The organism is Candidatus Magnetaquiglobus chichijimensis (genome assembly GCF_045865675.1).
GTDB classification, from domain to species: Bacteria; Pseudomonadota; Magnetococcia; order Magnetococcales; family Magnetaquicoccaceae; genus Magnetaquiglobus; species Magnetaquiglobus chichijimensis.
Genome location: NZ_BAAFGK010000002.1, coordinates 71,138 through 86,108 on the forward strand (window position 1 = coordinate 71,138; position 14,971 = coordinate 86,108).

Sequence of the window (14,971 nt, forward strand, 5' to 3'; positions counted from 1 at the left end):
TTTGTTCCCCCCGCCGCCGCCCTTTGGGGCGGCTTTTTTTGTCCCTGAAAAACCTAAATATTTTCAGTGGTTACGCGGAGCGGTTCGAAAACGCATTCGGTCAAAACTTGGGCTTGCAGGATTCGAAAAGTTCGGTTACTATTCTCTCTTCGTCCATATTCTCCAAAACCTGTGGACCCGCAAGGGTTGAGTCCGCAAATTACGGACCCACTTAACGGTATGATATTGGGCGACTATCATTGATTCCTGATACTGTACTGGTTCGATGGGGAACTTGGTTGCGGAGAATGGGGAAGGATTCGAAATTGGGTTGGGGGTGGGACTATGACATTGCGTATGGTGTCCCCCGATTTCCACTTTCGATTTAGATCGATTTAGACGTGTCCCCCGATTTAGACGATTTAGAAAAACAGGTCACAGAATAACAAATATTGACATCTGATTTCTGGTGCTTGATAACGATATGATTTTTTTTGTTTTGTAAAATATTCATTTAAGTTTTTATATTTCGTTAATTTATAAATCTAAGTTTGAAAGGTTAGGTTCCATGAGCTATGAACTGCAAAAAGATCTCTATTCTTTTGAATGGGAGCGGCGTAATCAATTATTCACCGCCATGCGGCTGCCACAGGCCGTCATGCTGGGGGTGGGGGGAGCGATCCTGTTTGTTCTCCGCGATATCTCTCTTAGCATGCTACAACATTACCCTGTCAAAAGTTTTTTGCTTGCCTTGGCAGTGATCGCCTTGCTGCTTGACTTGGTGCTTTATACCATGGTATTTGTATCTCCAACCTGCACAACCTACCAACAGGTTGGTACCCCTCTTGCCTTATTCAAGATGTATGAAGAATGGAGAGAGTACCATCTGGCTATTATTGAAGCGCGGGATACCACGGATGACGCGCCCGCAAAACCTACATGGAACGATCTTCCCGACAAAGAAAAAAAACGTTACACTGATCTTGATTTTAGAAATGTCGAAGACATCGCCATAAAAGATTTTCAACTCGATGTAGCCCGGAAAATGGCCGAGGCATCTTCCTGGAACCTGGATGCCAACAGTAAACGATGGGAGTTGATGAATTGGGGAAACAAAATTCTCACGATCGCCGCAGTCCTGACCCTGATAACTGTCGCCCTCCACCATTTTGATACCTTTAAGGTAACCACATGAGCAACAATAACGAAAAACCCGCCAAGCCTGCGCCCAGCACTCAGGTCTACACACCTCCAAAAAAGCCGGTCCCCCCTCCCACATTGATGGTACGCAGTGGCGTTGTCATCTCCGAGTCTGAAAGCAACAAGCCGCCACGCAACAAAAGGTGAAATCCGGGGACACCATACTGATTAAATTTATAGCCATAAGGGAAATGCGTATGGTGTCCCCCGATTTCTGATCCGTATGGTGTCCCCCGATTTCTGATCATAAGGGAAATGCGTATGGTGTCCCCCGATTTCTGATTTCGATTTCTAATGACGTACAATGATTTCTCGAATACATATAAATGTAAGGAGGTTGCTATGTCTTGTCAAAACGAACAAAAAGAATCTGATGAAAATGTGTCTATAGAAGAGTTTATTAGTAATAGTCTTATAGGAATTATGCGGGGAATTGAAAAAGCGCAGAAAAATCTCGGGAGTTCTGGCTCGAAAATCAATCCTCGTATTTTTTATCTTGATGAGCCTGCAAAAGCAGGGAAATTATTGGTAACCGATGGGCAAGATTTGGCAGAGTTTGTTGAATTTAACTTATCCGTTTCAGTGAACAGGATAGAAGGAAAAAAAGCAAATATCAGCATGAGTATTTTTCGTGTTAATGCAAATGGAGGGGTTGAAAACACAGGAAGAACAGATAGCTCAAGTCGAATTATATTTAAAGTACCTGTCGTATTTCCAAGGCTATAAATCCTAAATCCTTATAAAATCCGGGGACACTATACCTATTTCCTTCAGCATAAATCCGCGCAAATCCGGGGACAAAATCCGGGGACAGGACAAAATCCGGGGACACTATACCTATTTCCTTCAGCATAAATCCGGGGACACCATACCTGAGTCCCCCGCAAAAAACCATTTCTGGCAAAAAGTTGATTTTATAACAGATTGATTTTGCTAAATTATGTCTGACATGAATGCTATGTAAAGGGGCTTTTTGCGGGAGAGTCATCCTTGCCTTTCACCTACAGAATCAAATGGCCAAAGTCGAGCAGAAGCCATGCCATCATGACAGAACCAGGCGATAGCCGACACCCGATTCGGTCAGGATGTGTTTGGGTACATTCGGATCCTCTTCGAGTTTGCGACGCAGGTTGGACATGTAGATCCGCAAATAGTGGGTATTGTCGGCATGTCCTGGTCCCCAGACATCCCGAAGCAGAACACGATGCGTCATGACCCGCCCGGCGTTGGCGATCAGTTGTGCCAACAGCCGATATTCGATGGCGGTCAGGTGAACGGGCACTTGATTGCGGGTCACCAGGCGTTGCACCAGATTCACCTCCACGCAGCCAAACGTGACCACCGGTGTTTCATCCCCATGCGTGCGGGTTGAACGACGCAACAGGGCGCGGACCCGGGCCAGCAGTTCGGGAACGCCGAACGGCTTGGTGAGATAATCGTCGGCTCCGATATCCAGGGCCTGCACCTTGTCGGCTTCATGATCCCGTGCCGAAAGAATCAAGATGGGAAGATTGGACCAGGAACGCATGTCCCGGATCACCTCGAGACCATCCATGTCCGGCAGGCCAAGATCCACGATGACCAGGTCGGGACGGCGCGTCCCGACGTCGATGAGCCCCTGTTTCCCGGTCGCGGCATCCGTCACGTGATACTGCTCCGCTTCCAGAGCGGCCCGGATGAAACGACGTATTTGCGGTTCGTCCTCGATCAACGCGATCAGCGTCGTGGAGGAGGAGGAGGGGGCATGGCCCATCAGAACTCTCCCGGAAAGGTGAATGGACGCTGCGGCAACTGGAGCGGTACGGAAGAATTTTTCCACCATCGGCACAGGGGCGCAAGCCACAACCTGACAGCCCGGATCGATCGGCTTGCCCGCCGCAGGAGTTCCGGCCCCTGAAGCGTCGGAGCGGATCGGAGGCGTGAATCCGCGGATTCGTGCATTCACCCCGTTCATCGCTCCCCGAGGGACACGCGACAAGCCCGCATGGGTCGGCATGCGTCGGGTGTCGTTGATCAGGCGTGCCATGGATTTGATCCGATCGGGGGCAGGGGATCCGGGAGAGACCATCAGGGCTCTTCAGGTATGTGCGGTGGATTGCCCACAGGCAGCAGGAATGTGAAACAGGCTCCGCCGTCCGGGCCGTTGTGCGCCCATACGGATCCGCCATGCGCTTCGATGATGGCGCGCACGATGGCCAGTCCCAACCCGAAACCAATCACCGAGGATTCGGTTTTCCCGCGTGTGAATTTGTCGAACAGGGTCTCCTCCAGGCCTTGTGGAATGCCTGGTCCATTGTCGCAGATCGAGATTCTGACGCGCTCCTCTTCGTGTCGCGCGGAAATGAGGATCACGCTGCCCGGTGGGGTGTGCTTGGCGGCGTTCTCCAGAAGATTGTTGAAAACCCGCTCCATAAGTCCGGTATCGAGCTCAAGCAAGGGCAGATCCGTGGGGATTGCGATGCGCACCCCATGACGGGAGAGCAGCGAAGCGCAGTGATTCATGGACAATCCGATCACCTCTTCCAGAGTCTGCCAACTCCTTTTGAGCACGATATGTCCCATCTGCATGCGGGCCATGTCCAACAGATTGTTGACCATGGTGACGGTGCGCGACACCTCATCCCGAATGGCGTCCGCCAGACTCAGATGGGGTTCGGACAACGGAGGAGTGGCCAGGCACATGGCATCCGTCAGACCGGTGATGACGGTCAGGGGGGTGCGCAGATCATGGGAAATGGCCGACAGCAGGGAGTTGCGCAACCGTTCCGACTCCATTCTGACCTGGGACTCCTGGGACAGGATGACGTAATGAACGCGCTCCAGAGCGATGGCGATCAGGCTGGCGCTGGTGTCCAGGAGTTGCTGTTGACCGGGAGGAAGCTCCCAGGTCGCGGTTTCCGGCACCAGGGCCAGCACGCCGCACAAACGGGACGGAGCCTTGAGCGGCACATAGAGGGCATGGGCCGATGGCAGTGTGGTGGTGCCCAGACCGGCGTTTTCCCCATGATCGAAACTCCATTGGGCGATGCCGCTGTCCACCGCGTCCGATGGGGCGGATCCTTCGGCCCATTCCAGGTTTTCCTGGGTTCCGGGAACGAACACCGCGACCGAGGCGTTGAACCCTCTTTGGATGAAGCGCCGGCAGATGCCGATGATCTGTTCCACGCTCAGTGCGCTGGAGAGATCCTTGGACATTTCGTAGAGCGCCTGCATGCGCTGTTCCCGTTTGCAGGCCTCGGATGCCTGGAATCGCAAACCAGCCGTCAGTTGTCCCACCACCAGAGCCACGATCAGCATGACCGTGAACGTGACCAGATATTGAGCGTCATGCACGGCGAAGGTGAAGCGGGGCGGGACGAAGAAAAAATCGAACGCGGCCACGGAAAGGAACGATGAGAGCACGGCGGCGGCACGTCCGAAGCGGATGGCCGTGAAGACCACCGCCAGCAGGAAGATCATGACGATGTTGGCCAGATCCAGCAGGGCGTGCAGAGGCTCGCTGACCACGGTAACCAACGCCACGATCAGAAAGGCCATCAGATACGGCGACCATTCTCCGTTTTTTGGGGCGGGTTTGTCCGGAACCGGAGAACGTTGGGGGGATTCACGCTCCTGCTTTTCGATCGCCACCTGGAGGAGTTCCAGATCCGGGGCCAGACGGGCGACCTTTTCGGCGAAGCCGTGCTGCCAGGGCAGACGTCGGTAACGATCCCGACCCACCAGCAGGGTGCCCAGGTTGTACTCGCGGGCATAGGCGATGGCGATCTCCACGGGATTCGGACCCGACAGATTGGCCGTCTGGGCACCCATCTCCCGGGCCAGTTTCAGAATGCCAAAGATGCGTGCCCGCGCCGCATCCGGCAATTGCTGCATGGATGGGGTCTCGATCACGATTGCGTGCCATGGCGCGCCGGTCAGGTTGGCTCTGCGGGCGGCGCGCCGGACCAGACTTTCGCTGTCCGGTCCGGGTCCCACGCACACCAGCACCGATTCACGGGTGGGCCAGACCGTTGTCACCGATTTTTCCCGGCGCCAGGCGCGCATGTCGCCATCCACCCGGTCTGCGGTGCGCCGCAAGGCCAACTCGCGCAGCGCCAGCAGGTTGCCCTTGCGAAAGAAGTGCTCCATGGCCCGTTCCGCCTGACGCGGCATGTAGACCTTGCCTTCACGGAGACGTTGCAGCAACTCCTCGGGGGGCAGGTCCACCAGCACCATTTCGTCCGCCCGATCGATGACGTGATCCGGCACCCGCTCGGTCACGCGGATGCCGGTGATCTTGCCCACCACGTCGTTGAGGCTCTCCACATGCTGCACGTTGACCGTGGTGAGCACGTCGATGCCCGCATTCAGCAGTTCGTCGATATCCTGCCACCGTTTTGGATGACGGCTTCCGGGCGCGTTGGAGTGGGCCAACTCGTCTATGAGGATGATCCGCGGATTGCGTTGCAGGGCTGCGTCGAGATCGAACTCTTCGAGCAGATGGCCTTTGTATTCGATCCTCTGGCGCGGCAGAATTTCCAGGTCGTGCAACAGCTCTGCGGTTTCGTCACGGCCATGCGTCTCCACCACGCCGGCCACCACGTCCATCCCCTGGGCGCTCAGACTCCGCGCGGCGCTCAGCATGGCGAAGGTCTTGCCGACGCCAGGACAGGCGCCGAAAAAGATCTTCAGCCTGCCGCGCCGCTCCCGGTGCTCCTCGGCCACCAGTTGTGCCAGGATGGCATCGGGGTCGGGACGGTCGGAACGGGAATCGGTCGCCATGCATCGTGACTCCGGAAGGTGTTGTCGGTGCGGATCAGAATGTCTTGGCCACGGAAAACACGCAATGCGTACCACCGGGATTCCGGGATGCCCACAGAATCGAACCACCGATCACACGGATGCAACAGGTTTGTACGGGTTTGTTCATCGAAGGTTCCTTACAGGGTGACGTCGTGACGATCGGACTGGATGGCAGACTACTTCGCGGCCAGGGTGTCCAGATCGAGATTCAGGGCCAGGACGTTGACGCGCGCCTCGCCGAGAATGCCGAAGGTGCGTCCCTCGGTATGTTTCCGGACCCGCAGCAGCACCTCCGCTTCGGAGATATTGCGGGCGCGCGCCACGCGCGGCACCTGCCAGATGGCCGCATCGGGCGAGATGTGCGGGTCCAGTCCACTGCCCGAGGTCGTGACCAGATCCACGGGAATCGGCTGCTTTTGGGTGGGATCGCTCTCCTTGAGCACCATGATTCTCGCCTGGACCGCCTCTTCCAGGGCCGGGTTGAGCGGTCCGAGGTTGGAACCGCCGGAAGCGGCGGCGTTGTAGGGCATGGGCGCGGTCGCCGAGGGGCGACCCCAGAAGTAACGCGGATCGGTGAAGGGTTGTCCGATCAGCGCGGAGCCGATCACCTGGCCGTTGGCCCGCAACAGGCTGCCGGTGGCCTTGCCGGGAAAGAGTCCTTGCGCGATCGCCGTGACCATGGCTGGATAGAGCAGGCCGGTCAGGAGGGTCATCACGATCAGCATCCGCAGGGAGGGGAGCAGTTCCTTGAACATGGATGTATCCTTATCATACCAGATGAAGAGCGACCAGGATCAGGTCGATCGCTTTGATGCCCACGAAGGGGACCAGCAATCCACCCACACCATAGACCAGCAGATTGCGTCGCAACAGCAGCGCCGCGCCCACGGGCCGATAAGCCACCCCCTTGAGCGCCAGGGGAATGAGGGCGATGATGATCAGGGCGTTGAAGATCACCGCCGACAGGATCGCCGAGGCGGGCGTGGCCAGCCCCATGATGTTGAAGATGTCCAACGCCGGATAGGTGGCCGCGAAGGCCGCCGGAATGATGGCGAAGTATTTGGCCACGTCGTTGGCAATCGAAAAGGTGGTCAGCGCGCCTCGGGTCATCAGCATTTGCTTGCCGGTCTCCACCACCTCGATCAGCTTGGTGGGGTTGGAGTCCAGATCCACCATGTTGCCCGCCTCCTTGGCCGCCTGGGTGCCGCTGTTCATGGCCACGGCCACGTCGGCCTGGGCCAGGGCCGGGGCATCGTTGGTGCCGTCACCGGTCATCGCCACCAGCCGTCCCTCCTGCTGATACTCGCGGATCAAGGCCAGCTTGGCCTCCGGCGTGGCCTCGGCGAGAAAATCATCCACGCCGGCCTCTGCGGCGATCGCTGCGGCGGTCAGGCGGTTGTCACCGGTGATCATCACCGTCTTGATCCCCATGCGTCGCAGTTCCGCGAAACGCTCCTTGATCCCACCCTTGACGATATCCTTCAACTCCACCACCCCCAGCACGCGATTCCCCTCCGCCACCACCAAGGGGGTCGAACCGCGTCGGGCGATCTCGTCCACCGACGACTGAATCGCCAGCGACCACACCCCGTCGCAGGACTCCACATGGCGATGCACCGCCTCCGCGGCCCCCTTGCGGATCGAACGGCCCTGCCAGTCCAGACCGCTCATGCGGGTCTGTGCCGTGAAATGGACGAAGGTCGCGCCATCGGCATGGATGTCCCGACCGCGCTGATGCAACGACTCTTTGGCCAGAACCACGATCGAACGCCCCTCCGGGGTTTCGTCGGCCAGCGAGGCCAGCAACGCCGCCTCGGCCAACTCCCGCTCGCTCACCCCGTGCGATGGGACAAACAACGACGCCTGTCTGTTCCCGAGGGTGATGGTTCCGGTCTTGTCGAGCAGCAGCACGTCCACGTCACCGGCGGCTTCGACCGCCTTGCCCGAGGTGGCCAGGACATTCCGCTCCATCATGCGGCTCATGCCTGCCACGCCGATGGCCGAAAGCAGTCCGCCGATCGTGGTCGGAATCAGGCAGACCAGCAACGCCACCAGTACCGTGACCGTGACCGGTGATCCGGCATGCGCGGTCTCCACACCGTAGATCGAGAAAGGCAGCAATGTCACGGTGGCCAACAGAAACACCAGCGTCAGCAGCACCAGCAGGATGGTCAGGGCGATTTCGTTCGGCGTTTTTTGTCGTTTCGCCCCTTCGACCATGCCGATCATGCGATCCAGAAAGGTCTCGCCCGGATTCACCGTCACCCGCACCACCAGCCAGTCCGAAAGCACCCGCGTGCCGCCGGTGACCGCCGAGAAGTCGCCGCCCGATTCACGGATCACCGGGGCCGATTCGCCGGTGATGGCCGATTCGTCCACCGAGGCCACCCCTTCGATCACCTCGCCGTCGCCGGGGATGATGTCGCCGGTGGAGACCAGCACCACATCCCCCTTGCGCAAACTTTCCGAAGGGACGTTTACCGAGAGGGCGTCCCGTTTCGGCTCTTTGAGTTTCTTGGCCATGACCGTCTTGCGCAACCCTTTCAGGGCAGCCGCCTGCGCCTTGCCGCGTCCTTCGGCCATGGCCTCGGCGAAGTTGGCGAACAACAGCGTGAACCACAGCCAGAGCGTGATGCTCAGGATGAACCAGGAGGGCGATTCTCCGGTTCCGATCAGCGACTGGAGATAAAGTCCGGTGGTCAACAGGCTCCCGAGCCAGACCACGAACATCACCGGATTGCGGATCTGATAACGCGGGGAGAGTCGTTTGAAAGAGTCCAGCACGGCCTCCTGAAGCAGTGCCGGATCGAGCAGTGAACGTGATTTTTGCATGGAATTCTCCCAAATCAATGTCCGTGGACCATCTGGACGTGTTCCACGATCGGACCCAGGGCAAGCGCGGGCAGGAATGTCAACGCGCCGACCACGATCACGGTGCCGATCAGAAGGATCACGAACAATGGGGTATGGGTGGGCAGGGTGCCGGCAGAGGGCGGTATGCTTTTCTTGGCGGCCAGGGATCCGGCGATGGCGAGCACCGGCACGATCACCCAGTAGCGGGCGAGCAGCATGGCCAGGCCGAGCAGGGTGTTGTAGAAGGGGGTGTTGACCGTCAGTCCGCCGAAGGCGCTGCCGTTGTTGTTGCCCGCCGAGGAGAAGGCGTAGAGAATCTCCGAGAAGCCATGCACCCCCGGATTGGCGATGCCGGCCACGCCGGCCTCGCTGACCACGGCGATCGCCGTGCCGAGCAGGACGGCCAGACAGGGGGTGAGGATGGCGACCGCGGCCATTTTCATCTCGAAGGCCTCGATCTTTTTGCCGAGATACTCCGGCGTGCGTCCGATCATCAATCCGGAGACGAACACGCCGACAATGGCAAAGACGATCATGCCGTACAATCCGGAACCGACGCCGCCGAAAATCACCTCACCAAGCTGCATCATCCACATCGGCACCAGTCCGCCCAACGGGGTGAAGGAGTCGTGCATGGCATTGACCGAGCCGTTGGACGCGGCAGTGGTGGCTGTGGCCCAGAGCGCCGAATTGACGATGCCGAACCGGCTCTCCTTGCCCTCCATGTTGCCGCCGGGGGCCTGATCCGAGGCGTGAGTCGCCAGACCCAACCGGTCAAAGAGCGGATTGCCGCGCTGTTCCGACCCGACGCAGAGCGCCAGCAGCCCCACGAAGACGATCGTCATGGCCGCCAGGATCGCGCCACCCTGGCGCACATCTCCGACGAAACGGCCAAAAGTGATGCAGAGTGCCGCCGGAATCAACAGAATGGCCAGAAGTTCGAGAAAATTGGACCATGGCGTGGGATTTTCCAGGGGATGCGAGGAGTTGACGTTGAAGAACCCCCCGCCGTTGGTGCCCAGCTGCTTGATCGCCACCTGGGAGGCGGCGGGTCCGATGGCGATGAGTTGCTCCTTGGCGATCTTTTTTTCCGTGACCGGTTGATCCTTGTCGTCCTTGATCGGCTGGCCATCGGGACCGTTGACCGGTGCGTCGTACTCGACCGGTTGGAGCAGTTGAGCGTTCTGGTAGGGGGAGAAGCTCTGCACCACCCCCTCTCCGACCAGCGACACGGCGAGCAGAATGCTCAACGGCAATAGGATGTAAAGCGTGGAACGCACCATGTCCACCCAAAAGTTGCCGATGCCGGGCGATTCACGCCGGGTGAAGGCCCGCATCAGGGCGGCCAGCACCGCCATGCCGCTGGCCGCAGAGACGAAGTTCTGCACCGTCAGGCCAAACATCTGCGTCAGATAGGAGAGGGTGGTTTCGCCGCCGTAGGCCTGCCAGTTGGTGTTGGTGGCAAAGCTGACCGCGGTGTTGAAGGCCAGATCCGGCGTGGTGGCGGTCATGGCCTGCGGATTCAGGGGCAGAAATGGTTGCAGGCGTTGCAGTGCGTAAACCGCCAGGAAACCGAGCAGGTTGAAGGTCAGCACCGCAAAGGCATAGCGGGTCCAGGACATCTCTTCGTGCGCCCGGATTCCGCACAGGCGATAGACGCCTTCTTCTGCGGGAGAGAGCCAACGCACGGCGCGAGGGAGCGTCCCTGCGTAGATTTTGGCCATGAACAGTCCAAGGGGCCAGGAGAGCAGCAGCAACACCAGAACATACACGACAAGTTGGAGATATCCGTTGCTGTTCATGGGGCATTCCTCCGTGGAAACAGGGGGGAATCCGAATCCAGTCCCATGCGGAACGCCTGGATGGTTTGTTGAGATGGCGCATGGGGCAGAGGATCCTGTTCGACATGTCGGCGCGTGTCGGACCAGTCGAGCAGGGCGTGTCGATGATTCCGGGCACTCTCCTCCGATGTTGAAAGGCAGGCAACGGGCCAGGCAAGCGCCAGCAGGGCGGCCAGGGCGAATCCTTTTGAGCGGATGGCGTGACTCATGAGAATTTCTCCGGCACAAACAGGACAACAACCAGATAAACGAACACGAATGCTGTTGCCAGCAATCCGATCAGGTAGAGAGGGTTCATTCATCGCCTCCGGAGTCGTTCGAATAGAGAGACCATGGCCCCGGATAGGGCAAAGAAACCGACAGCCATAATGAGATGGAAAACGTCCATGACGACTCCTTGTGGATTGGATTGATCGATGGACAAAGATGTTAGACAGTGAAAAGTAAAAACAGGAAAAAAGGTTGGAATGCGGATGTAAAAAAAACGTAAATATTTTCAGGCGGGCTTCGTGATTGGTTTTATACGGTTTGAGAGGCTTTTTGCGCCGTCATCATGACGGCGCAAAAAAGCGGCAAGCGTGTTGGTCGATGGTGGAATGGTGCAGGGTTTCGGAAAAGTCCGAAAGATCATTCGGCTCCGCCCAGAACGATTCGTGTGCCCAGATCGACCACGCGGATGGAGGGTAAATTGAAGAAGCGCGTGGGACTCTCCGCATTGCGGTACAGATTCAAGAAGAGTTTCAAGCGCCAACGGGCCATTCCCGGAGCGTGTCCCGCCACGAAGTTGGCTTTGCCCAGAAAGAAGTAGGTATCCTCCATGACCACGCGCTCCCCATCTTTCAATCGACAATCGACCAGCATGCCGGGGACATCGACGGTTTCCATGAAGCCGTGTTTGATCCGGATGCGGTAATAGTTGTCGAGCAGAGTATCCATGACCAACCGTTTGTCGTGGTCCACATACGGGATATTTTCGGTTTGGACGCTCAGGAAAACCACCCGTTCATGCAGGGTCAGGGTATGCTTGAGCAGTTCGACCAGGGCAGGCGGGGCCAGGTCGAAGTTCTGGGTCATGAAGACGGCGGTGCCGGGGATGCGGTTGATGTCGGATGGATTGAGTTGCCGCAGGAACGGTTCCAGGGGGATCTCCTGTTTGCGCACCGCGCACTTGACCATCTCCTGTCCCTTGCGCCAGGTTGACATCAGGAAGAACAGCAGCGCCCCCAGGATGACCGGGAACCACCCGCCGTCCATGAACTTGAGCGCATTGGCCCCGAAGAATCCCAGATCGACGCTCAAGAAGATCAGCAACAGAGGGATGGAGAACAACAGGCTCCAGGAGAACAGGTGACGCAACACGATACCAAAAGCCAGCGTGGTCACGGCGATCATGGTGCCGGTCACGGCGATGCCATACGCTGCCGCCAGATTGGTGGAACTCTTGAAGCCCAGCACCAGAGCGACGACCGCGATCAACAACAGCCAGTTGGTCAGGGGGACATAGATCTGTCCGAACTCCGACGAGGAGGTGTGAATCACGCGCAAGCGGGGCAGATACCCCAGTTGCATGGCCTGCCGGGTGGCGGAAAAAGCGCCGGAGATCACCGCCTGCGAAGCGATGATGGTCGCCGAGGTGGCCAGAACCACCATGGGGAGCATGCCCCATTCGGGTACGCTCATGTAAAAGGGGTTCTTGACCGTGCCCGGATCCCCCAGGATCAGGGCGCCCTGGCCCAGATAGTTCAACATCAGGGCGGGAAACACAAAGAATCCCCAGGACCAGTTGATCGCCGATCTGCCGAAGTGCCCCATGTCGGCATAGAGCGCCTCGGCCCCGGTCACGGCCAGAAACACCGAGCCCAGGACGATGAAGGTGTTGCCACCGCCGGACCCGAGCAGAAAGTGGATTCCATGCATCGGATTCAAGGCTGCCAGAATTTCCGGATGGCGCAGAATCTCCTTGATCCCGACTGCGGCGATGGCCAGAAACCAGAGGGCGCAAACGGGACCGAACAGACGTCCGATCTTGGCGGTTCCGTTGCTCTGGACGAGAAACAACAGGAGGATCACCATCAAGGTGATTGGAATGATGTACGGTTGAAACGCCGGGGTGATCACCTCCAGTCCTTCGACCGCCGACAGAACGGAGATCGCCGGGGTGATCACGCCATCCCCGAAAAAGAGGGATACGCCGATCATGCCCATGATCATGATGGCCCTCTGCATGCGGGGATGGCCCTGGGTGAATTTCCGTGCCAGGGAGACCAGCACCAGATTGCCCCCTTCGCCCTGTTCGTCAGCGCGCATGATGAAGAATTGATATTTGATCGTCAGCACGATCAGCAGGGTCCAGAAGATGAGGGAGATGATGCCCAGAACATTATCCGGAGTGGGCGTGGCGGAATGTTCGCCTCCAAGCGCCTCCTTGACGGCATACAATGGACTGGTGCCAATGTCGCCGAACACCACGCCGATGGCGCCGATCATCAAGGTGGGCAGTGAACTTCCTTGTTTGTGTGGCAGAGTCTGACTCATCATGAACACTCCTTGGGACGGGTTTTGTTGCAAATATTTTGTAAAGAATGCAGTCGTCAACCGTAAGATGATTTATAAAAACGGGTTGTTTTGATGTAAAATTGGTATAAAAAGAAGATCTTATAAAAATGTTAAACAATATTCGCAATTCAAGGCAAATCAATGCTGAGTCATCCGTTCCTAAAGGATTAAGCTTAGCGAACAGGAAATAAAGATTGGCAATAAAAAGGAGTCTGCACTGTAAAAATAATATAAAAATGGCACGCCGTTCCGGTTCCATGTCCCCCTGGGCCAGTGAACGGATCGCCGGGCCGATTCCCCCTGGCTGGAGGAGGGGAGAGTCGGACGGGTGGGTGCAAGCGCTTGTGGGGAGGTGTTTTTGGACGGAATCAATCCAGCACGGGTGAACCAGCAGGCTGTAAAGCAGGATGGTAGAGTTTTTTTATTGCAATTTTTGAATAATTGGCAAACAATGCAGGGCGTTCTCGCCGTGATTCTCGGTTCGAATGGTGTTTGAGATTTTTGGGTCGCATAAGTTGATTTTGTTGCGAAAGGGTGGTTGGCGCTGTTTTTTGGCGCCTTGTGTATAATAAAAGTTGTTGATTGCTATGATGTTCCTGGTCGGGTCCGGTTGAATCATTCTGGAGGTTTGCCTGCATGCCCAAGTCACAATTTGTCCATTTTCTGCTTGGTGGTGCCGAATTCGAGGAGGATGAGGAGTATTTGCAGTTTCAGTTTCGGTTCCTCTACATCCTGATGCTCAACGGTCTGGTTTTCAATTCCGCCATTCTGGTGTCCGACGGGTTGGGGGTGATGAAACTGGGCACCGCCCATCTGATCATGACCCACGCCTATTCTCTGGTTTCCCTGCTTCTCATGGTGTTGGTTTGGGGGCGCAAGGAGCGTTTCTTCCGGGTGGCCTGGAGCTATGTGGTGCTCAACTTCTTGCAGTTCGTCTCTGCCCTGTTGTTCGTGACAGCGGACGAAATGCGCGTGGTCTGGTTTTTTCTGCAAATCAGCGGAGTCTACATCCTGTTGGGGGCGTGGCCGGGGATGGTCAATACCCTGGTCACCATCCTGGCCATCCATGGGGTCAACCAGTATCTCCAACCACCGTTGTCCTCGCATGCGTTGTCCACCCTGACGTTGAGCCTGGGAGCGGCGGGCGTGGTCTTTCATGTCTACAGCAGCCGATCGGTATCGTTTCATCGCCGGATGGTGGAATCCAACATCCAGTTGCGCAAACTCTCCACCGAAGATCCCTTGACCGGACTCTTGAACGCCCGCGCCTACTATGCGTTGGTGGATCGACTGATTCGTCTCTCCACGCGCAGCGGTGCGTCATTCGCGGTCTTGTTCATCGATCTGGACCATTTCAAGTCGATCAACGACCGATATGGACACGAGGCCGGGGATACGGTTCTCAAGGAGACCGCCGCCTGTCTCAAGCGACTGATCCGTCACAGCGATGCGCTGGGGAGGATCGGTGGCGAGGAGTTTTCGATCTTCCTCTCCACCATCACGCCGGAAGAGGCTCTGAAATTTGCCGAAAAGTTGCGCAGTGATATCGAACGGCTGATGCCTCGCATCGAGGCCATGCCCTTGCGGATCACGGCCAGCATTGGCGTGGCCATGAACCAGGCGGAGCCGCTGACCTTTGCCGAGATTCAAGGACAGGCGGACCAGGCGATGTATCGTGCCAAGGCGGCAGGTCGCAACCGGGTCACCTTGTTCGACGGCCAGGCCGTCTCCCACGCCACGACGGTGGTGGCGCATTGATT

Annotated in this window: 11 protein-coding genes; 3 read left to right on the top strand and 8 right to left on the bottom strand. The window is 57.5% G+C overall.

Annotated elements, in window-relative coordinates; genetic code table 11:
• The first annotated feature begins 547 nt into the window (after window positions 1-547).
• Window positions 548-1,174 (top strand): hypothetical protein, encoded by a 627-nt coding sequence (locus ACOY6C_RS02335; protein ID WP_420903871.1) that lies wholly within the window; start codon window positions 548-550, stop codon window positions 1,172-1,174.
• Window positions 1,175-1,521: 347 nt separating this feature from the next.
• The gene (locus ACOY6C_RS02340) at window positions 1,522-1,905 is read left to right on the top strand and encodes a hypothetical protein (protein WP_420903872.1); all 384 of its coding nucleotides are present in this window, start codon (window positions 1,522-1,524) and stop codon (window positions 1,903-1,905) included.
• Window positions 1,906-2,221: 316 nt separating this feature from the next.
• Here the strand turns inward: ACOY6C_RS02340 and ACOY6C_RS02345 are convergent, their stop codons facing one another.
• The 8 genes from ACOY6C_RS02345 to ACOY6C_RS02380 form a co-directional block, all read right to left on the bottom strand.
• Window positions 2,222-2,932, bottom strand: a complete 711-nt coding sequence (locus ACOY6C_RS02345; RefSeq protein ID WP_420904247.1) for a response regulator — start codon at window positions 2,930-2,932, stop codon at window positions 2,222-2,224.
• Between the two features lie 314 nt (window positions 2,933-3,246).
• Entirely contained in the window at window positions 3,247-5,940 is a 2,694-nt protein-coding gene (kdpD, locus tag ACOY6C_RS02350) for a two-component system sensor histidine kinase KdpD (RefSeq protein ID WP_420903873.1), read from the bottom strand.
• Window positions 5,941-6,137: 197 nt separating this feature from the next.
• Window positions 6,138-6,716, bottom strand: a complete 579-nt coding sequence (kdpC, locus tag ACOY6C_RS02355; RefSeq protein ID WP_420903874.1) for a potassium-transporting ATPase subunit KdpC — start codon at window positions 6,714-6,716, stop codon at window positions 6,138-6,140.
• A 13-nt stretch (window positions 6,717-6,729) separates the two neighbouring features.
• Window positions 6,730-8,793: a potassium-transporting ATPase subunit KdpB gene (gene kdpB, locus ACOY6C_RS02360; RefSeq protein WP_420903875.1), complete on the bottom strand. Its 2,064-nt coding sequence runs from the start codon at window positions 8,791-8,793 to the stop codon at window positions 6,730-6,732.
• Between the two features lie 14 nt (window positions 8,794-8,807).
• Entirely contained in the window at window positions 8,808-10,616 is a 1,809-nt protein-coding gene (gene kdpA / locus ACOY6C_RS02365; RefSeq protein ID WP_420903876.1) for a potassium-transporting ATPase subunit KdpA, read from the bottom strand.
• Entirely contained in the window at window positions 10,613-10,864 is a 252-nt protein-coding gene (locus tag ACOY6C_RS02370; RefSeq protein WP_420903877.1) for a hypothetical protein, read from the bottom strand. The genes kdpA and ACOY6C_RS02370 overlap by 4 nt, the downstream gene beginning before the upstream one ends.
• The gene (locus ACOY6C_RS02375) at window positions 10,861-10,953 is read right to left on the bottom strand and encodes a potassium-transporting ATPase subunit F (protein ID WP_420903878.1); all 93 of its coding nucleotides are present in this window, start codon (window positions 10,951-10,953) and stop codon (window positions 10,861-10,863) included. Before ACOY6C_RS02375 ends, ACOY6C_RS02370 begins: the two co-directional genes overlap by 4 nt.
• A gap of 329 nt (window positions 10,954-11,282) precedes the next feature.
• The gene (locus tag ACOY6C_RS02380) at window positions 11,283-13,190 is read right to left on the bottom strand and encodes a potassium transporter Kup (protein WP_420904248.1); all 1,908 of its coding nucleotides are present in this window, start codon (window positions 13,188-13,190) and stop codon (window positions 11,283-11,285) included.
• 657 nt (window positions 13,191-13,847) lie between these two features.
• On the opposite strand from ACOY6C_RS02380, the gene ACOY6C_RS02385 reads away from it, so the two are divergent.
• The gene (locus ACOY6C_RS02385) at window positions 13,848-14,969 is read left to right on the top strand and encodes a GGDEF domain-containing protein (RefSeq protein ID WP_420903879.1); all 1,122 of its coding nucleotides are present in this window, start codon (window positions 13,848-13,850) and stop codon (window positions 14,967-14,969) included.
• The last annotated feature ends 2 nt before the right edge of the window (window positions 14,970-14,971 follow it).